Here is an 18,363-nt window from a genome sequence, read left to right as displayed (position 1 = left end):
CCTGCTTTCCCTGACACAAGGCGCCGGCGCGGCGACGCGCCGGCGGACGAGATCGACGTCAAGGCATTCGCTGACATGCAGCCAAGTCCAACTCAAAGTCCAGCTCAAAGTCCAACGCCATCGCGATCCAATCTGGCCGGCTGGCTCTACGTCTTGCCGCTGGTCCTGGTGCTTGTGCCGTTCTTCGCGGCGCCGATCCTGGTGGTGTTGGCGGCGAGCTTCTTCGCCACCGATGGCTTCGGTGGCCTGACGCCGGGCTTCACGCTGGCGAGCTATGTCGAGGTGCTGCATTCGGCGCTGACGCTGAAGCTGTATCTGGCGACCATCAAGTTCACGGTGCTGACCTGGATCTTCACTCTGATCATCGGTTTCCTCGTTGCCTATTTCCTGGTCTTCCACGTGCGCAACCAATTGCTGGCGATCGGCCTGTTCCTGCTCTGCACGGTGCCGTTCTGGACCTCGAACATCATCCGGATGATCTCGTGGATCCCGCTGCTCGGCAAGGAAGGCCTGATCAACCAGGTGCTGCTCGCGCTCGGCGTGATCCGCCAGCCGCTGGAGGTGCTGCTGTTCTCGGATCTCGCTGTGGTCATCGCCTATGTCCATCAGCTCACGATCTTCATGATCGTGCCGATCTTCAATTCCATGGCGCGGATCGACAAGAAGCTGATCGAGGCCGCGATCGACGCCGGCGCCAGCCGTTTCGACATCATGCGCCTGATCGTGGTGCCGATGTCCAAGAGCGGCATCGCGCTCGGCACCATCTTCGTGGTCTCGATCGTCATGGGCGATTTCTTCGTGGTCAAGGTGATGTCCGGCGGCGGCTCCGCCTCGGTGGTCAGTGCCTTCTACGAGGACGTCGGCGTGCTGCAATATCCGACCGCCGCGGCGAGCGCCGTGCTGCTGACGCTGGTGCTGGTCGCGATCGTCTCGCTGATCCTGCGCACCGTCGATATCAGGCAGGAGATCACGCGATGAGCGCGGTTCTCGCCGAGATGCCGGAGTCGGACGTGTCGAAGACGGTGGCGCCCGCGACGACCAAAGCGATCGCGCCGAGCAAGGGCGGCCGGCCCTGGACGTTCTACGTGCTGGCGGCGCTGTTTGCCTTCTACGTGATCGCTCTCTACGGCCCGATGTTCTGCATCTACATCCTGTCGTTCCAGGACATTCGCGGCGGACTTGTGTTTCCGATGAAGGGGCATTCGCTGCACTGGTTCGTCGACCTCTTCACGCAGGTGCGGACCGGCGACGTCAAGGGGTCTTTTGACCGCTCGATCAAGCTTGCGGTCATCGTCACCGTCATCACTGTGGTGGTCTCGTTCCTCGCCGGCCTCGGCTTTCGCAAGCGATTTCGCGGCGACACCTTTGTTTTCTACATGATGATCGGCAGCCTGGTCGCGCCCGGCCTCGTGCTCGGTCTCGGGACGGGACTCTTGTTCCAGGCGCTTGGGCTGAATGCGAGCTGGTACACGTCGGCACTGGGCGCGCAGCTGTCCTGGACGTTGCCGTTCGGCGTGCTCGTGATGTTCGCGGTGATGTCGCGCTTCAACCACGTCTGGGAAGAGGCGGCGTACGATCTCGGCGCCAGCCGTTGGCAGTCGATCCGGCTGGTGATGATCCCGGTCCTGGCGCCCGGCCTCGTCGCGGTGGCGCTGTTCGGCTTCACGCTGTCCTATGACGAGTTCGCCCGCAGCCTCCAGACGGCGGGCTCGCTGAACACCCTGCCGCTGGAAATCTGGAGCATGACGCTGAACGTCACCTCGCCCTCACTCTACGCGCTGGGCACGGTGACGACCATCGTCTCCTTCATCGTGATCGGTGCCAGCCTCGGCACCATAGTGCTGATCCAGAAGAAGCGCGGCAGCCGGGCAAAGGGATAGGAATGAAGAACGATCGCGGCGATATCGAGCTGGCAGGCGTCTGCAAGAGCTTTGACGGATTCACCAACGTCGTTGACGGCGTCAATCTCAAGATCGCGGACGGCGCCTATTGCTGCTTCATTGGCCCCTCCGGCTGCGGCAAGACCACGATCCTGCGCATGATCGCCGGGCATGACGACCCGACCGCGGGCGAGATCGTGATCGGCGGACAGAACGTCGTCGGGCTCGCGCCGGTGCAACGCCGCACCGCGATGATGTTCCAGTCTTACGCGCTGTTTCCGCATTTGACCGTGCGGGAGAACATCGCCTTTGCACTTCGCGTGCGCGGCCAGTCCAGGTCCGATCGGCTACGTGCAGCGGATGCCATGATTGAGAAGGTCAGGCTGACGCAGTTCGCCGACCGCTTGCCGGCCCAGCTTTCCGGCGGCCAGCAGCAGCGTGTGGCGCTGGCGCGGGCCGCCATCACCGAGCCGCGCGTGCTGCTGCTCGACGAGCCGCTGTCCGCGCTCGACGAGCAGCTCCGTGTCCAGATGCGCCAGGAGCTGCGGCGGATGCAGCAGGAGCTCGGCATCACCTTCATCCACGTCACCCATACCCAGCTCGAGGCGATTGCGCTGGCCGACCTTGTCGTCGTGATGGAGCAGGGCAGGATCAAGCAGGCCGGGCCTGCGCGCGAGGTCTATGCCCATCCGCGCGACCGTTACGTCGCCGAGTTCATGGGTGGCCAGAACGTGCTGTCGGGCAGGGTGGAGAAGGTGAACGGTGCGAGCTTCACGCTCGCGCAAGTCGCGCCTGATGCCATCGAGGTGCCGCTTCAGGCCCGCCCGACCGTCAGCGTCGGCGACAAGGTCGATATCGCCGTGCGGCGCGACGACGTCGCGCTGGTGCGGCCCGGCAGGGAGCTGCCGCCGGGCTGCACCACGTCGCTGCCGAGCCGCGTGCTCGCGATCGAATACCAGGGCTATTTCGTCAAGGTCATGCTCGACACCGTGCCGGACGACGAATTCGTCGCCTATGTGCCGGAAAAGGCCTTCTTCGCGGATCCCTTCACCGTCGGCGACGTCGTCATGGCCACATGGGCCAGCGGCAGCGCCCTTCCACTCGCCTAAAGACCCGCCGCGCACAGGAGCATGACCGTGCAGATATCCTTTACCCTCAACGGACGGCCGACAAATCTGGACGTCGAGCCGGCGACACTCGTCGCCGAGCTCCTGCGGGAGCAGCTCCATCTCACCGGCACCCATATCGGCTGCGACACCAGCCAGTGTGGTGCCTGCGTCGTGCATTTGAACGGTCTGCCGGTGAAGAGCTGCACGTTGCTCGCGCCCGCACTCGACGGTGCGACATTGCTCACGATCGAGGGCCTGACGGGCGCACCCGGCTCAAACCAGATGCATCCGATGCAGGAGGCCTTCCGGGAGCACCACGGGCTGCAGTGCGGCTTCTGCACGCCGGGCATGCTGATGACGGCCGTGGCGCTTGCGACCGAGAAGCCGGATCTGACGGAGGCCGACGTACGTCACGGCCTCGAGGGCAATATCTGCCGCTGCACCGGCTACCAGAACATCGTCATCTCGGTCATGGCGGGCGCTGCCGCCATGCACGATGCCAAGGGAGAGTGACCATGGGCAATGTGATCGGCATCGGTGCCGCACCGAAACGGAAAGAGGACCAGCGCTTTCTCACCGGCCGGGGCAATTACGTCTCCGACATCAAGCGTCCGGGCATGGCTGCCGGCGTGTTCGTGCGCTCGCCACACGGCCATGCGCTGCTGCGCGGCATCGACAAGAGTGCCGCGCTGGCATCGCCCGGCGCCATCGCGGTCCTGACCGGCGACGACGTCGCCGACGACGGACTGGGCTCGCTGCCGTGCGGTTGGGGCATCACGGATGCCAAGGGCGTGCCCATGAAGGAGCCGCCGTTCCCGATGCTGGCGCAGGACAAGGTGCGGTTCGTCGGCGATATGGTGGCCTTCGTCATCGCGGAAACTCCGGAGCAGGCCAATGCGGCGGCTGACCTGCTGAAGATCGATTACGAGGTGCTGCCCTCTGTGGTCGGCGTGCTGGAAGCCGTCAGGCCGGACGCGCCGCAATTGTTCGACGACGTGCCGAACAACATTTGCTGCGACTGGGAGCTCGGTGACAAGGCCGCGGTCGAGACCGCGTTCAAGAAGGCGGCGCATGTCGCAAGGCTCAGCCTCGTCAACAACCGCCTGATCGGCAACCCCATGGAGCCGCGCGCGGCCATCGCCGAATACGAACCGGGCACGGACCGCTACACGCTGTGGACCACCAGCCAGTTCCCGCATGTCGTGCGCTTCCTGATGGGCGCGCTGGTGCTGAACATCCCCCAGCACAAGCTGCGCGTGGTGGCGCCCGATGTCGGCGGTGGATTCGGTGTCAAGCAGTTCCACTACGGTGAGGAAGCTGTGATCACCTGGGCCGCCAAGCGGGTGAGGCGGCCGGTGAAATGGGTGGCGAGCCGCTCGGAAGGCTATGTCTCCGATCGCCACGGTCGCGATCACGTCACCGAGGCCGAGCTCGCGCTCGACGAGACCGGAAAATTCCTCGCCTTCCGCGTCAACACGCTGGCGAATATGGGCGGCTATCTTTCGACCTTCGGACCGAACATCCCGACCAATCTCTACGGACCGCTGCTCGGGGGCGTCTACACCACGCCGGCGATCTACTGCAACGTGAAGGTGGTGTTCACCAACACCGTGCCGGTCGACGCCTATCGTGGCGCCGGCCGGCCCGAGGCGACCTTCGTGCTGGAGCGCATCGTCGATGTCGCAGCCAGCGAGATGGGCATCGACCGCGTCGAGATCCGCCGCCGCAACATGATCCCGAAGGAAGCCTATCCGTACCAGACGCCGGTGCTGGTGCAGTACGATTCCGGCGATCCCATGGGCTGTCTCGACGGCGCGCTGGTCGCCGCCGATGTCAAGAATTTCGGCGTGCGCAAGGCGGCATCCGCCCGCAAAGGCAAGTTCCGCGGGCTCGGCTATTCCACCTATGTCGAAGCTTGCGGTCTTGCGCCCTCGCGCTTCGCCGGGCGGTTAGGGGCGCGCGGCGGCCTCTATGAAAGCGCCACGGTGCGCGTGCATCCGACCGGACAGGTCACGGTCATGATCGGCACGCACAATCACGGCCAGGGCCACGAGACGACGTTCGCGCAAATCGTCTCGGACAAGCTCGGCGTCGCGTTCGAGAATGTCGACATCGTGTTCGGCGATACCGACCGCGTCCAGTTCGGCATGGGCACCTACGGCTCGCGCTCGCTGGTCGTCGGCGGCGCCGCGCTGTCGAAGGCGACCGACAAGGTAATCGTCAAGGGCAAGAAGATCGCCGCGCATCTGCTCGAAGCGTCCGAGGCCGACATCCAGTTCGAGGCCGGCAAGTTTTCCGTTGCCGGCACGGACCGCATCAAGACGTTCGAGGAGATCGCGGGCGCAGCCTATGTGCCGCACAATTACCCGCTCGAGGTGCTGGAGCCGGGGCTTGAGGAGCAGGCCTATTACGACCCCGTCAACTTCACCTATCCTGGCGGCTGCCACATCGCCGAGGTCGAGGTCGATCCCGAGACGGGTACGGTGACCTTGGTGAACTATACGGCAGTGGACGACGTCGGCACGGTCATCAACCCGATGATCGTCGAGGGCCAGCTGCACGGCGGCATCGTGCAGGGAGTCGGCCAGGCGCTGTTCGAGAACGCAGTCTATGACGAAGGCTCCGGCCAGTTGTTGTCGGGCTCGCTGATGGATTACTGCATGCCGCGCGCCGACCATCTGCCGATGATGAAGGTTGCGACCCATTCGACGCTGTGCACGCACACGCCGATGGGCGTGAAGGGTTGCGGCGAGGTCGGCACCATCGGTTCGCCTGCCGCCGTCATCAATGCGGTGGTCGATGCGCTGTCGCATCTCGGCGTCACCCATGTTGACATGCCGGCGACCCCGAACCGGATCTGGCGCCTGCTGCAGAACGCGTCGCTGCCGGTCGCCGCGGAATAGGGAGGACGACAATGAAGCCATTTGCCTATCACCAGCCCGATCAGATTCCGGATGCGGCCAAGCTGCTGACCTCGATCGAGGACAGCAAGCTCGTTGCCGGCGGCATGACACTGATCCCGACGCTGAAGCAGCGGCTGGCCAGTCCGGCCGCACTGGTCGATCTGTCGAAGCTCGGAAGCCTCAAGGGCATCACCGACGACGAGGCCACCATCACCATCGGCGCCATGACGCCGCATGCGGTGGTGGCTGCCTCGAAGCTGGTGCAGACCAAGATCCCCGGGCTCGCGGCGCTGGCCTCGATGATCGGCGATCCCGCCGTACGCAGTCGCGGCACCATCGGCGGCTCGGTCGCAAACAACGACCCGGCCGCGGACTATCCCGCCGGCGTGCTCGGCCTTGGCGCCACCATCGTCACCAGCAAGCGCGAGATCGCGGCCGACAAGTTCTTCCTCGGCCTGTTCGAGACCGCGCTAGAGCTTGGAGAGATCATCACCGCGATCCGCTTTCCCGTGCCGGTCAAGGCGGGGTACGCGAAGTTCAAGGCCCCCGCCTCGCGCTATGCGCTCGTCGGTGTGTTCGTCGCGCAGTTCGCCGATGGCGTTCGCGTCGCGGTCACCGGCGCCGGGCCGGGCGTGTTCCGCGTGCCGCCGATGGAGGCGGCGCTGTCGGGCCATTTCGATCCGCCCGCGATCGCGGCGATCAAGATCGACACCGACGGCCTCACCTCCGACATCCATGCCGAAGCCGACTACCGTGCGCATCTCGTCACGGTAATGGCGAAGCGCGCCGTCGAAGCGGCGCTCAGCTAGCTCTCTCAGGGTTCATGATGACTGATGGTTCCGGCCGAACGGCCTTCCCGCCGGCGCCGACTGGCCTTGGCGCGCTCTCTGCAACCGAGATCGTAGCCGGTTATCGGCGCAAGGCATTCACGCCGCGCGATGTCGTGGACGACACCATCGCCGCGCTGAAGGTGACGAACGAAGCCTGCAACGCAATCGTGACCCCGATGTACGAGCAGGCGAGGGCGGAGGCCGATCGCATCACGAAGGAGATGCGCGCAGGCGAAGTCATGGGGCCGCTGGCAGGCGTGCCTGTCACGGTCAAGGATCTCGTGTTCGTCGCAGGCGTGCCGGCCTATGCCGGCTCGCCGATGAATACGGCGTTCGTGCCCGAGGTCGATGCCGCCGTGGTTTCCGCGTTGAAAGCGTCCGGCGCCATCATCACCTGCAAGACCACGACCTGCGAGTCTGGCTACAAGCTCACGGCGGACAGCCCGGTCACCGGCACCACGCGAAATCCCTGGAACCCCGGCCGCACCAGCGGCGGGTCGAGCGGCGGCGCGGCGGCAGGCGTTGCCGCCGGCTGCGGCCCGATTGCGATCGGCACCGACGGCGTCGGCTCGATCCGCGTGCCGTCGTCGTTCTGCGGCGTGTTCGGCCTGAAGCCGACCTTCGGGCTCGTCCCGCGCTCGCCCGGCTTCTCGCCGCCGTCCTGGGCCTCGCTCGCGCATACCGGGCCGATCACGCGTACGGTGGCAGACGCTGCGCTGACGCTGGAGATCATCGCCGGCTACGACATGCGCGATGCCGCAAGCCTTCCCGTGCCATCCCGCCGCTTCGATACCGGCGCCGCAGCACTGAACGGCATTCGCATCGCCGCCAGCGTCGATCTCGGTTATGCCGCCGTCAGCCCTGACGTGACGGCCGCATTCGGCGAGGCGCTCGCCATTCTCGATTCCTGCGGCGCGCAGGTCTCCATGGACGGCCCCGCTCTCGATCCCGACATTCTGGAGCGTACGCTGAAGCCGATCGCTTTCACCGAGCAGGCGGCGGCCGTCGCCGGCAAGACCACGGCCGATCTCGCCGGCTCCGAGGCCGCCTATCGCGATGTCGTCGGCGTCGGCCGGCGCTACAGTGGCACGGACTACGTCGAGGCAGGCTATCGCCGCGGGCAGGCGCGCAACGCCTTCGTCAAACTGTTCGAGCGCGTCGATGCCCTGGTGACGCCGACCGTCGCGGTGACCGCGTTCGAGGCCGGTCAGATCGGAGTCGGCAAGATCGATGGCCGCGAGGTCGACCCACATCTCGGCTGGTCGCCCTTCACCTGGCCGATCAATCTCGCCGGCCTTCCGGCGGCGACGCTGCCGTGCGGATTCGACCGCGACGGAATGCCGATCGGGCTGCAGATCGTCGCGCCCTGGCTCGACGAGCCCACCATCTTCCGCATCGCCGCCGCCTTCGAGGCGGCACAACCCTGGGCAAGGTTCTGGCCGCAGCTGGCCTTGCGCTCCTGATCGCATCGCGCTCTAGGACAGCTCGATCGGCGCGCCGCGGCCGCTCAGCTCTTCATCGAGCCGCAGATAGTGCGCGAGGTAATCGTGCAGCGCGGTCGCCGCTTTCGAGGTCGCGCCGCTTGACTTGTAGAGCAAGAGCTCGATCTTCGGCAGCGGCGGCAGCCCTTCTTTCGGCCCGATCTCGCGCATCGCCGGCACCAGCGCGCTGCGGCCGAGCACGGTGACGGCCATGCCGGCGAAGGCCGCGGCCTGTAGGCCGCCGACGCTTTCGCTGACGCAGGCGATGCGCCAGCGCAAATTCGCCCGCTCCAGCGTGTCGATGGCGTAGTCGCGATAGATGTTGCCGGGCGGCAGGAGCGCCAGCGGAATCGGACGCTCCAGATGGGCGGCGGATTGCTCGCCGGTCATCCATACCAGTTGTTCGCGCCGCACCACCTGGCCGCCGGTGAAATCATTCATGCGGGTGACGAGCGCGATGTCGACATCGCCGCGCTTGACGAGGCCGACCAGCGGGGTCGACAGCGCGCAATTGAGCTCGACCTGCACGCGCGGAAAGGATTTTCGGAACACGCTGAGGATCGACGGCAGCATGAACGCCGCATAGAGGTCGGGCGTGCCGAGCACGACCTGGCCCTCGATCTCCTGCGACGCCAATTGCGAGATCAGCTCGTCATGCAACCTCAGGATGGACTTGGCGTAGGTGAGAACGGTGGTGCCGTCGTCGGTCAGCGTCAGCCTGCGGCCGCCATGCTCGAACAATTGCTTGCCGGTGAGCTCCTCCAATCGCTGCAATTGCAGCGTGATCGCCGGCTGGGTGCGGCCCAGCCGGCGGGCGGTCTCGGTGATGCTGCCGGTCTCGACCACCGAGATCAGCGACCGGAGCATGCGGATGTCGAGGCTGATGAGATTCATGCGGTGTCCATGTCGCCCAGAATTTATGCAAGTTCCGTGCTACTGGCCGCTGAGCAGCAGTGCCCGCCCTTGCGTTCTGAACGCGCATCCCGGTTGAAGCCCACATGTGTGCACCTGGTCCCGCTCTAGTCCCTCGACAGGATATGATAAGTCCTTGGAGTATCGGTGCTATCAAGGCGACGCAGGCCTGTCAGTTGGTCGGCCCGTCGCCGCGAATGGCGAATGTCGTTGCCTTCAGCCTGGTCATGCCGAACTTGTCGAACAGCTTGTCATAGGTGCCGTCGGTGCGGATCGTGGTGAGAGCATCGGCGACGGCCTGTGCCAGCAGCTTGTCGCGAAAAGCAAAGGTGATATCGGTGCCGGCGATATCGCGAACCCAGATCTTGGCGATGCCTTTCTGTTCGAGCGAGTTGGCGGTCTCGTTGATGTTGAGCGCGGCCTCGAGCTGTCCGGCGCGCAGCGCCGCGGAGGTGGCGGTGACGGTGGTGAAGGTGCGCAGCTCGACCGGCTTGAGGCCCTTGGCTTCCATCGCCGTGCTGAACTCGCGCGCCTTGCGCTCGGTGTAGGTCGCCGATTCCACGCCGACCACGCGGCCGGCGAGGTCCTCGAATTTCTCCAGCTTCAGGCTGGAGGAGGGGTCGGTGTAGATGCTGATCGCCTGCTGCGCGTATGGCACGAGGTACATCATCTTCGAGCGTTCCTCGGTCCAGAACAGGCCGGTGTTGATGGCATCGAACCGGCCGGAGCGCAGCGCTGGGATCATCGGCGGGAAGTCCATACGCAGGAACACCGCCTCGACGCAGATGCGCTTGGCGATCTCGCGGGCGAGCTCGACGTTGAGGCCCTGCAGCTCGCCCTTGTCGTCGACGAATTGCTGCGGCGGCAGCGTCGGGTTGATCGACATCTGCCATTTCGGCGCTTCGATCAGGTTCGAGGCCGGCACTTTCGGCGTGCAGGTCTGGGCAGCGGCGGCCTGCGTCAGGCCGGCCAGAAGGGCGAGGGCGGACAAGGTTTTTGCAATTCGCATCTGAATACTCCGATCAAATCGTGGGTGGCAGAGGAGCCGTTCTCCGGCCCAAAGTCTTCTTCATTGTCTCGTCATGTGGCCGCCGCAGCACCGGCTTGCCGGGTCAGGATCAGTGAGATGTGGCGCGCCGCGGTCACCACCTCGTCGCGCTGGTTAAGGAGGTCGAGCGTCTCGACGACGATGCCGCGCGCGGGGTTCTTGGTCGGCCGCTTCTCGACGAAACGGAAGCGGACGCGCAAGCTGTCACCGGCGACGATGGGGCCCTTGAACTTCACCTCGTCCCAGCCGAGCGAGGCCACCGAGGTCTCCTCATACAGCTTCAGCTCCGACTTCAGCCCCTCCATCAGCGACAGGCCGTACAGCCCGTGGCCGATCACCGCGGGATAGCCGCGGGAACGCGCATAGGTGCCATCGACGTGCAGCGGATGATGGTCGCGCGTGATGTCGGCGAAGGCCGCGATATCGGCCTCCGTCACGGTGTGCACGGCGGTCTCGAACTCCGCGCCGAGCGCGATGTCCTCGTAACGGAGATTGATCGGGGCGCTCGTGTCCATGCTGATCCCTCAGGCAACCTTGCGCTGGCGCGCGGGGAGGGCCTTGAAACTCTTCGCGATGCCCATCGGCCCGGAGCGGAAGATGCGCGGGTCCATGTCCTTCAATTGCGGGCTGATGCGTGGGCGAAAGCCCATATGGGCGAGAATGTCCTCCTCCAGCCGCACGCCGGGCGCGATCTCGGTTAGGGTCACGTGGCCGCTCTCCAGCTCGAACACGGCACGCTCGGTGATGTAGCTGACGTGCTGGCCGCGCTGCGCGGCAAGCGAGGCGCTGAAGCTGATCTGGCCGACCTCAGGCACGAACTTGCGGAAGGCGCCGTCGCGCCGGATCGCGAGGCGGCCGTTCTCGACGCCGATATCGAACTTGCCGCCGGTCATGGTGCCGCTGAAGATCAGCCGCTTCGCGTTCTGGGTGATGTCGATGAAGCCGCCGGAGCCGTCGCGGCGCTCGCCGAAGCGGGTGACGTTGACATTGCCTGTTGCGTCCACCTCCGCGAAGGAGAGGAAGGCGCAGGAGAGGCCGCCGCCGTCGTAGAAGTCGAACTGATAGGCCTGGTCGAGAATGACGCGCGGATTGATCGCGGTGCCAAACTCGCGGGCATGACCCGGCACGCCGCCGACCACGCCGGATTCCACCGTCAGCGTGATCAGGTCGGAGATGCCTTCCTCGGCCGCGACATTGGGGATCATCGCGGAAATGCCTACGCCAAGATTGACGACGTCGCGCGGGCGCAGTTCGAAGGCGGCGCGGCGGGCGATCACCCGCCGTTCGGTGAGCGGATCGGGCGCGATCATCGCGACAGGCACCCGCGTCTCGCCACAGCGCGCGGGATCGTAGGCGGTGCCATAGGTTTGCATCTGCTCGGGCTCGAGCACGACGTGGTCGATCAGGAAGCCGGGAATCTTCACCATCTGCGGATGGATCGAGCCGCGCTTCACGATGCGCTTGACTTGGCAGATCACGGTGCCGCCGGCATTGTGCACGGCCTGCGCGATCGACAGATCCTCGCGCGTCGTGCCCTCGTGCTCCATGCTGATATAGCCGTCCTCGTCGGCCGAGGTGCCGCGGATGATCGCGACGTCGGGCGGGTTGGGGACGCGGTAGAGCAGCCAGGACTGGCCGTGCAGCTCGAGCAGGTCGACCAGCGGCGCAGTGGTGCGCTTGTTCATGCGCCCGCCGTCCTGGCGCGGGTCCATGTAGGTGTTGAGGCCGACATGGGTGAGCACGCCCGGATGTTTCGCGGCCATGGCGCGGCAGAGCTGACTCATCACGCCTTGCGGGAAATTGTAGGCGTCGATCAGCTCGTCGCGGACGAGGCGCATGAACGGCACCTGCAGCCCGAAATTGCCGCCGATGACGCGCGCGATCAGGCCTTCATGGGCGAGATGGCAGAGGCCCTTCTCGGTCACGGCGCCGACGCCGGTGATGTTGATCAGCGTCAGATTGTGCGGGCCCTGGCCGCCGAGAAAACGCTGCTCCAGTGCGTCAAGAATGGCTTCGGCAGCGCCGGTGCCGCCATTGCCGCCGACGATCAGCGTGTCGGTGTCCCGGATGAGGCCTGCAGCCTCTTTCGCCGTGATGATGCTCAGCATGCCCTCACGCGGCCCCCTTCTCGACCTGGCGGGCGATGATCAGCCGCTGGATCTGGTTGGTGCCCTCGTAGATCTGCGCAAGGCGCACATCGCGGAAGATGCGTTCGATGCGGTACTCGCGCGAATAGCCGTTGCCGCCGTGGATCTGCAGCGCGTTGGAAACGTGTTTCATCGCCATGTCGGTGGTGAACAGCTTGGCCTGCGCCGCCTCCTTGGCGATCGGCTCGCCGGCATCATGCAGGCGCGCGGCGTGGTGGATCAGGAGGCGCGCAGCCGCGATGTCGGTCGACATGTCCGCGAGCATGAACTGCACCGCTTGGAAGCCGATGATGGCCTGGCCGAATTGCTTGCGGTCCTTTGCGTAAGCCGTGGCATCCTCGAACGCGGCCTGCGCCATGCCGAGCGCCATCGAGGCCATCATCAGCCGGCTGAAGTTGAAATTGCTCATCGCCATCTTGAAGGCCTGGTTCTCCGGCCCCATCACGCTGTCCGAGGGCAGGCGCACGTCGGAGAAGGTGATCTGGCAGTCGTCGAGGCCGTGCATGCCGAGCAGCTCTTCGTTCTTGCCGCGCGCGATGCCGGGCAGGGCGCCGTCGACAAGGAGGCAGGAGATGGCGCGGTGGCCCGCGTCTGCGCCGGTGCGCGCGAACACCATGATACGGTCGGCGACGCCGCCGAGCGTCACCCAGGCCTTGGTGCCGTTGAGGCGCCAGCCGTTGCCGTCGCGCACCGCATTGGTGCGGATGCCAGCGACGTCGGAGCCGTAATCGGGCTCGGAGACGGCGGTGGCGGGAATGATGTCGCCGCTCAGAATTTGCGGGATCAGCGCCTTGTGCGCCTCGGTGCCGTGATGATCGAAGAACAGCACGGCCTCGACCGGGATCGCAAAGGCGTTGGCGACCGCGCCGGAGCAGCGCGCCAGCTCCTCCATCGCGATGCAGGCCGCCACCGCATCGAGACCGGCGCCGCCGGCGCCTTCGCGCAGGCAGATGCCGAACAGGCCGAGATCCGCCATGCCCTTGTAGAGGGTGCGGTCGAACCGGTCCTCGCGATCGATCGCCGCGGCGCGCGGCAGGATTTCTGCCTCCGCGAAGCGGCGGGCGGTCTCGCGTAGGGCCTTCTGGTCTTGGCTGTAGAAGCGGTCCATCGTGTGCCCCGTCAGTCGCTGGCGAGCTTGGAATCGTGGGAGACCTCGCTGCGGTCGCGATCGCAGAAGTAGACCGCGACGTCGTCGCCCGGCACGCCATAGGCGCTGCAGACGGCGCGGGTCAGCGCGATGGCGGCGGCGCGCCGCTCGGCCTCGCTGCGGCGGAAGGCGTGGATCTTGAGCAGGATGCGCTGACCGGTGGCCTCCGCGCCAAACCTGCCCGCATGGGCGTAGTCGTCAGGCGCAATGTTCAGGAAATAGAGCGTGACCGTGTCAGCTGTCACGCCGAACGCCGACATCAGGGCGTCGGTCACCGACATCGCCAGCGCGGTCTTGCGCTGGGCTGGAACTTGCGGGGCGAGCACTTCGACATAGGGCATCGATCAGACCTTCGCGGACTTGGCCGCAGACGATTTGGATGAAGACGATTTGGATTTGCTAGATTTCGCGGGGGCCGGGACGTCGATCCGGCGGCAGGAGTCGCGCTGGATCAGCCGGGCGCCGACGCGATATTCGCGCACGCCGTCACTGCCATTGCCCTTGCTATTTCCCTTGGCGTCCATGCGATGCAGCAGCCGGTCGACGGCGAGATTGGCGAGATCGCGCGCACCGTTGTCGACGATGCTGATGGCCGGACGATGCCATTCGAACCACGGCATGTCCTCATAACAGAGCAGCGAAAGATCATCGGGAATGGCGATGTTTCGTTCCGCGGTGACGCGCAGCACGCCGAGCGTCGCCTCGTGATTGGCGACGAAGATCGCGCTCGGCGGGCGGGCGAGGTCGAGCAGCTTGCGGGCGCAGGTCGCGCCGGTCTCGGGCACATAGTGGCCGGCATGGATCAGCGCGTCGTCCCTGGAGATGCCGGCTTCGCGCAGCGCGCGGACATAGCCGGACAAGCGTTCGCGGCCGGATGTGGTGTCCTGGCGGCCGACGATCAGCCCAATGCGCTTGTGCCCGAGCTCGATTAGATGACGCGTGCCCAGATAAGCGCCTTGCGGATCGTCGGCGAGCACGGTCTCGAGATCGGTCGCGTCGTCGCGCCGCACCAGGCAGACGATGGGCACGTCCTTGGACAGCGTCTCGAGCTGAGCGCCGTTCTTGCCCGTGGGCACCACGATCAGCCCGTCGATGCGGTGGTCGACCAGCGTGGTGAGCGTGTCGCTCTCGGCTTGCGGATCGTCGCCGCCGATGCACAGAAGCATCTGATAGCCCAGCGCCTTCAGGCGCGCCTGTACCACTTCTGCCATCACCTGGAACGAGGCGTTGGTGAGATTGTGGACGAGAAGAGCAACAAGGCGCGACTGCCCGGTCTTCAATCCGCGCGCGATCGGGTTCGGTCGATAGCCGAGCTCGCGCGCGATGCGCACCAGGCGCTGCTGCGTACGTTCGCTGGTCAGGCCGGTTCCCGTCAGCGCCCGGGAAGCTGTGCTGACTGAAACGCGGGCCGCCTGTGCCACATCTTTGAGCGTGACGCTCATCAAACCTGCCGATAGACTGCAAACGATTGCAGAAACGCTATGAGCTTATTCTACACGGATCAAGCTCAAAAAATGGATGGTGTTGCCCAATGCAGAGCCATTTATGCAAACGTTTGCATAGAGCTTGCGGATATTCCGCAGGCGGCGCCCGTCGTCTGAATTCATCCGAGCGCCCGGCAGTACTTTGATGAAGACGTTTCGCGGCACCTACACCGTCATGATCACCCCGTTCGCGGCAGCGGGCGAGGTCGATGTTGCGGCCTTGCGCGCCTTCGTCGACTGGCAGATCGCGGAAGGCATTCATGGGCTGATCCCGCTCGGCTCGACCGGCGAGTTCCTGTCCATGGACGACGACGAGAAGGCGCTCGTTGCGGAGGTCGTCATTCGCCAGGCCGCAGGCCGCGTGCCGGTGCTGATCGGCACCGGCGCGGAAGACACGCGCGAGGTGGTGCGTCTCAGTCGCCGTGCCGAAAAACTGGGGGCTGACGGCGTAATGATCATCCCGCCGTTCTATTCGACGCCGACCGACGACGAGCTCGTCCATCATTACAAGACGGTCGCCGATGCAATCGCGTTGCCGATCATGGTCTACAACAATCCGGCAACCGCCAATGTCGATCTCAAGCCGCCGCTCGTGGCGCGGATCGCCGAGATCGACAATTGTCTCTACATCAAGGAGTCGACGCTGGAGGTGACGCGGGTGCGCGACATCATCCGCCTCTGCGGCGACAGGATGACCGTGTTCGGTGGCATCCTCGGCTTCGAGTCCTTTGTCGAGGGCGCGCAGGGCTGGGTGGCCGTGGCCTCCAACGTCGTCCCGGCAGAGATGGCCCGCATCTTCAGCCTCGTCGCCGACCACGGCGCGATCAAGGAAGCGCGCGAGCTTTATCTGAAGTATTTGCCGGTGATCGATTTCGTCGGCGGCCAGGCCTATGTCGCCGGCACAAAGGCGCTGCTCGGTCATATGGGCTTTGCAGCCGGCCATCCGCGTCCGCCGCGCCTGCCGCTGCCGGCTGCGCAGGACGCGGCCGCCCGCAATCTGGTCGAAACCTTCGGTCTGACGTGGCGCGGTGCGTCCAACCAGGCTGCTTAGGTCAGGAGTACCCCAGTGAATCTGCTCGACGGCGTCAAGATCCTCAGCTTCAACCATTACCTCGCGGGCCCGCTGGCCGCGCAAACGCTCGCCGATCTCGGCGCCGACGTCATCGCGGTCGAGCCGATCGAGGGCGCGTTCCAGCGCAACTGGGCGGTCGCCAATCATTTCGTCGCAGGCGACAGCGTCAATCATCTGGCGACCGGGCGCAACAAGCGCAGCCTTGCCGTCGACCTCAAACATCCCGACGGCATCGCCGCGGTGAAGAAGCTGGTCGCGACCTCCGATGTCGTCATGGAGAATTTTCGCCCGGGCACCATGGCCAAGCTCGGCCTCGGCTACGACACGCTGAAGGCGATCAACCCCGGCCTGATCTATGCGGTTGCCACCGGCTTCGGATCGGACGGGCCGTACAAGGATCGCCCCGGCCAGGATCTTCTGCTCCAGGCGATGTCCGGCCTTGCGATGCGGACCGGGCGCGCCGATGGCGAGCCGACGGCGGTGGGTGCGGTGATCGTGGATCAGCACGCCGCCTCACTCTATGCCATGAGCATTCTGGCGGCATTGTTCGCCCGAACGAAGACGGGCAAGGGCCAGCTCGTCGAGGTGAACCTTTATCAGGCCGCGCTCGATCTCCAGGTCGAGCCGCTGACCGCCTGGCTGAACGGCGCGCCGTCGCCGACCTCGCGCGGTCCGGCCGGCATCGCTGCCTGGTTCAGCCCGGGGCCTTACGGCGTTCACGCCACGGCGGACGGCCACATGGCGATCTCGATGGCGTCCCCCGAGGCGCTCGCGGTCGCGCTCGAGAGCGAATCGCTCAAGCAGTTCGGCGACAGCGACAGTTTTTCGAAGCGCGAGGAGATCACGCGGATCGTTGCTATCAGACTGAAACAGAAGTCGACGGCCGATTGGCTGCCCGCGCTGGAAGCGGCGCGCATCTGGCATGCGCCGGTGCAGGATTATCGCGATCTCGAGTCCGATCCTCAGCTTAGGCATCTCGGCGTGTTCAAAAGCGTCGAGAGCGCAGGCGGCGCGCCGATCCGCATGGTCGCGCATCCCGCGCGCTATGACGGGCAGACGCCGGAGGTGCGGTTGGTGCCGCAGCGCCTCGGTGCGCAGACGCGCGAGGTGCTCGGCGAGATCGGCTACGCCGCCGCGGAGATCGACGCCATGGTTGCCGGCAAAGCCGTCGGGGTAGCGCGATGATCGATTTTTCAATCCCCGAAGAGACGCGCCTCCTGGTCGACACCGTCCGCCGCTTCGTCGAGACGGAGGTGCAGCCGCTCGAAGACGTCGTCGAGCAGACGGCCAAAGTGCCGGCCGATGCGCTTGCGGTCACCAAGGCCAAGGCGCAGAAGCTCGGCCTTTACGCCATGAACATGCCGGCGGATGTCGGCGGCGGCGGCTTGTCCTGCGTCGAGCATTGCCTGGTCGAAGAAGAGTTCGGCAAGACCTCGGATGCGCTGATCCGCCGCGTGTTCGGCCAGGTCTATCCGATGCTGATGGCCTGCAAGGGCGATCAGGTCGAGCGCTATCTGCTGCCGACGGTCAAGGGCGACAAGATCTGCGCCATGGCGATCACCGAGCCGGGCGCCGGCTCGGATGCTGCGTCGATCAGCACGACGGCGCATCTCGACGGCGACGAATGGGTGCTGAACGGCACCAAGCATTTCATCAGCGACGGCGACATCGCCGACTACATCATCCTGATGGCGCTGACCGACAAGGACAAGCGGGCCCGCGGCGGCATCACCCTGTTCCTGGTCGACCGAGCTACGCCCGGCTTCAAGGTCGCGCGCACCCAGCCGATGATGGGCCATCGCGGCTATGGCCATGCCGAGCTGAGCTTCGAGGATTGCCGCATCCCGAAGGCGGCCGTGCTCGGCGAGGTCGGCGGCGGCTTCAAGCTGATCATGCAGAGCGTGCTCCAGATCCGTCTCGCCCATATCGGCGCGCGTGCCGTCGGCATGGCGCAGCGCGCGCTGGAGATGATGCGCAGGCACGCCGGTGAGCGACGCCAGTTCGGCCAGCTCATCGGCGATTTCCAGATGGTGCAGAAGCTGATCGCCGATTCCGCCACCGAGATCTTCGGCGTCAAGATGATGGTGATGAACGCCGCCTGGGACATCGACCAGGGCCGGGATGCGCGCGACAAGGTCTCGATGATCAAGGTCGCTGCGTCGGAAATGCAGGGTCGCGTCGTCGATCGCGCCATCCAGGTATTCGGCGGCATGGGGTTCAGCAAGGACTTGCCGCTGGAGCGGATGTATCGCGACGCCCGCGTCACCCGCATCTATGACGGCACCTCCGAGATCCACCGCATGCTGGTTGCCCGCAGCACCATCAAGAACGGCTTGCAGCTCTAGGGAAG

General features: G+C 65.6%; 17 protein-coding genes. 10 read left to right on the top strand and 7 right to left on the bottom strand.

The features are described 5' to 3' along the window. The first annotated feature begins 75 nt into the window (after positions 1-75). Genes P0R31_RS19545 through P0R31_RS19515 form a run of 7 tightly spaced genes read left to right on the top strand, consistent with a single transcriptional unit; the run spans position 76 to position 8,185 of the window. Positions 76-978 carry an ABC transporter permease gene (locus P0R31_RS19545; protein WP_275515649.1) on the top strand — a complete coding sequence of 301 codons (903 nt, stop codon included), beginning with the start codon at positions 76-78 and terminating at the stop codon, positions 976-978. Further along, positions 975-1,880, top strand: coding sequence for an ABC transporter permease (locus P0R31_RS19540; RefSeq protein ID WP_275515648.1), 906 nt, complete (start codon positions 975-977; stop codon positions 1,878-1,880). Before P0R31_RS19545 ends, P0R31_RS19540 begins: the two co-directional genes overlap by 4 nt. 2 nt (positions 1,881-1,882) lie before the next feature. Then, positions 1,883-2,989, top strand: a complete 1,107-nt coding sequence (locus P0R31_RS19535; protein WP_275515647.1) for an ABC transporter ATP-binding protein — start codon at positions 1,883-1,885, stop codon at positions 2,987-2,989. Positions 2,990-3,010: 21 nt separating this feature from the next. Continuing rightward, positions 3,011-3,502, top strand: coding sequence for a (2Fe-2S)-binding protein (locus P0R31_RS19530; RefSeq protein ID WP_275515645.1), 492 nt, complete (start codon positions 3,011-3,013; stop codon positions 3,500-3,502). A gap of 2 nt (positions 3,503-3,504) precedes the next feature. After that, positions 3,505-5,892, top strand: a complete 2,388-nt coding sequence (locus tag P0R31_RS19525) for a xanthine dehydrogenase family protein molybdopterin-binding subunit (RefSeq protein WP_275515643.1) — start codon at positions 3,505-3,507, stop codon at positions 5,890-5,892. 11 nt (positions 5,893-5,903) lie between these two features. Beyond that, on the top strand, positions 5,904-6,701 hold the full coding sequence (locus P0R31_RS19520) for an FAD binding domain-containing protein (RefSeq protein WP_275515642.1): 798 nt from the start codon (positions 5,904-5,906) through the stop codon (positions 6,699-6,701). A gap of 17 nt (positions 6,702-6,718) precedes the next feature. After that, positions 6,719-8,185, top strand: a complete 1,467-nt coding sequence (locus tag P0R31_RS19515; RefSeq protein ID WP_275515641.1) for an amidase — start codon at positions 6,719-6,721, stop codon at positions 8,183-8,185. A 12-nt stretch (positions 8,186-8,197) separates the two neighbouring features. Here the strand turns inward: P0R31_RS19515 and P0R31_RS19510 are convergent, their stop codons facing one another. From P0R31_RS19510 to P0R31_RS19480, 7 genes are all read right to left on the bottom strand, one after another. Next, on the bottom strand, positions 8,198-9,097 hold the full coding sequence (locus tag P0R31_RS19510) for a LysR substrate-binding domain-containing protein (RefSeq protein ID WP_275515640.1): 900 nt from the start codon (positions 9,095-9,097) through the stop codon (positions 8,198-8,200). A gap of 190 nt (positions 9,098-9,287) precedes the next feature. Next, a complete protein-coding gene (locus P0R31_RS19505) occupies positions 9,288-10,124 on the bottom strand; it encodes an ABC transporter substrate-binding protein (protein WP_275515639.1) in 837 nt (278 codons plus the stop codon). Positions 10,125-10,195: 71 nt separating this feature from the next. After that, the gene (locus tag P0R31_RS19500; protein ID WP_275515637.1) at positions 10,196-10,678 is read right to left on the bottom strand and encodes a MaoC family dehydratase; all 483 of its coding nucleotides are present in this window, start codon (positions 10,676-10,678) and stop codon (positions 10,196-10,198) included. 9 nt (positions 10,679-10,687) lie between these two features. Further along, the gene (locus tag P0R31_RS19495) at positions 10,688-12,271 is read right to left on the bottom strand and encodes an acyl CoA:acetate/3-ketoacid CoA transferase (RefSeq protein WP_275515635.1); all 1,584 of its coding nucleotides are present in this window, start codon (positions 12,269-12,271) and stop codon (positions 10,688-10,690) included. A gap of 4 nt (positions 12,272-12,275) precedes the next feature. Continuing rightward, positions 12,276-13,418: an acyl-CoA dehydrogenase family protein gene (locus tag P0R31_RS19490; RefSeq protein ID WP_275515633.1), complete on the bottom strand. Its 1,143-nt coding sequence runs from the start codon at positions 13,416-13,418 to the stop codon at positions 12,276-12,278. An 11-nt stretch (positions 13,419-13,429) separates the two neighbouring features. Continuing rightward, entirely contained in the window at positions 13,430-13,798 is a 369-nt protein-coding gene (locus P0R31_RS19485; RefSeq protein ID WP_275515632.1) for a tautomerase family protein, read from the bottom strand. A 3-nt stretch (positions 13,799-13,801) separates the two neighbouring features. Beyond that, complete coding sequence (locus P0R31_RS19480) at positions 13,802-14,899, bottom strand: LacI family DNA-binding transcriptional regulator (RefSeq protein ID WP_275515631.1); 1,098 nt, start codon at positions 14,897-14,899, stop codon at positions 13,802-13,804. A 184-nt stretch (positions 14,900-15,083) separates the two neighbouring features. Here P0R31_RS19480 and dapA point away from each other — a divergent pair, with 184 nt between their 5' ends. The 3 genes from dapA to P0R31_RS19465 are packed head-to-tail and all read left to right on the top strand — an operon-like array spanning position 15,084 to position 18,358. Beyond that, positions 15,084-15,992, top strand: coding sequence for a 4-hydroxy-tetrahydrodipicolinate synthase (gene dapA / locus P0R31_RS19475; RefSeq protein ID WP_275515630.1), 909 nt, complete (start codon positions 15,084-15,086; stop codon positions 15,990-15,992). A 15-nt stretch (positions 15,993-16,007) separates the two neighbouring features. Continuing rightward, positions 16,008-17,198, top strand: coding sequence for a CaiB/BaiF CoA transferase family protein (locus P0R31_RS19470; protein ID WP_275515629.1), 1,191 nt, complete (start codon positions 16,008-16,010; stop codon positions 17,196-17,198). Continuing rightward, complete coding sequence (locus P0R31_RS19465) at positions 17,195-18,358, top strand: acyl-CoA dehydrogenase family protein (RefSeq protein ID WP_275515626.1); 1,164 nt, start codon at positions 17,195-17,197, stop codon at positions 18,356-18,358. Before P0R31_RS19470 ends, P0R31_RS19465 begins: the two co-directional genes overlap by 4 nt. The last annotated feature ends 5 nt before the right edge of the window (positions 18,359-18,363 follow it).

The organism is Bradyrhizobium yuanmingense (assembly GCF_029167105.1).
Classification (GTDB): domain Bacteria; phylum Pseudomonadota; class Alphaproteobacteria; order Rhizobiales; family Xanthobacteraceae; genus Bradyrhizobium; species Bradyrhizobium yuanmingense_A.
The sequence above is the reverse complement of the archived record's forward strand: the minus strand, read 5'-3'. Positions and strand labels throughout refer to the sequence as shown.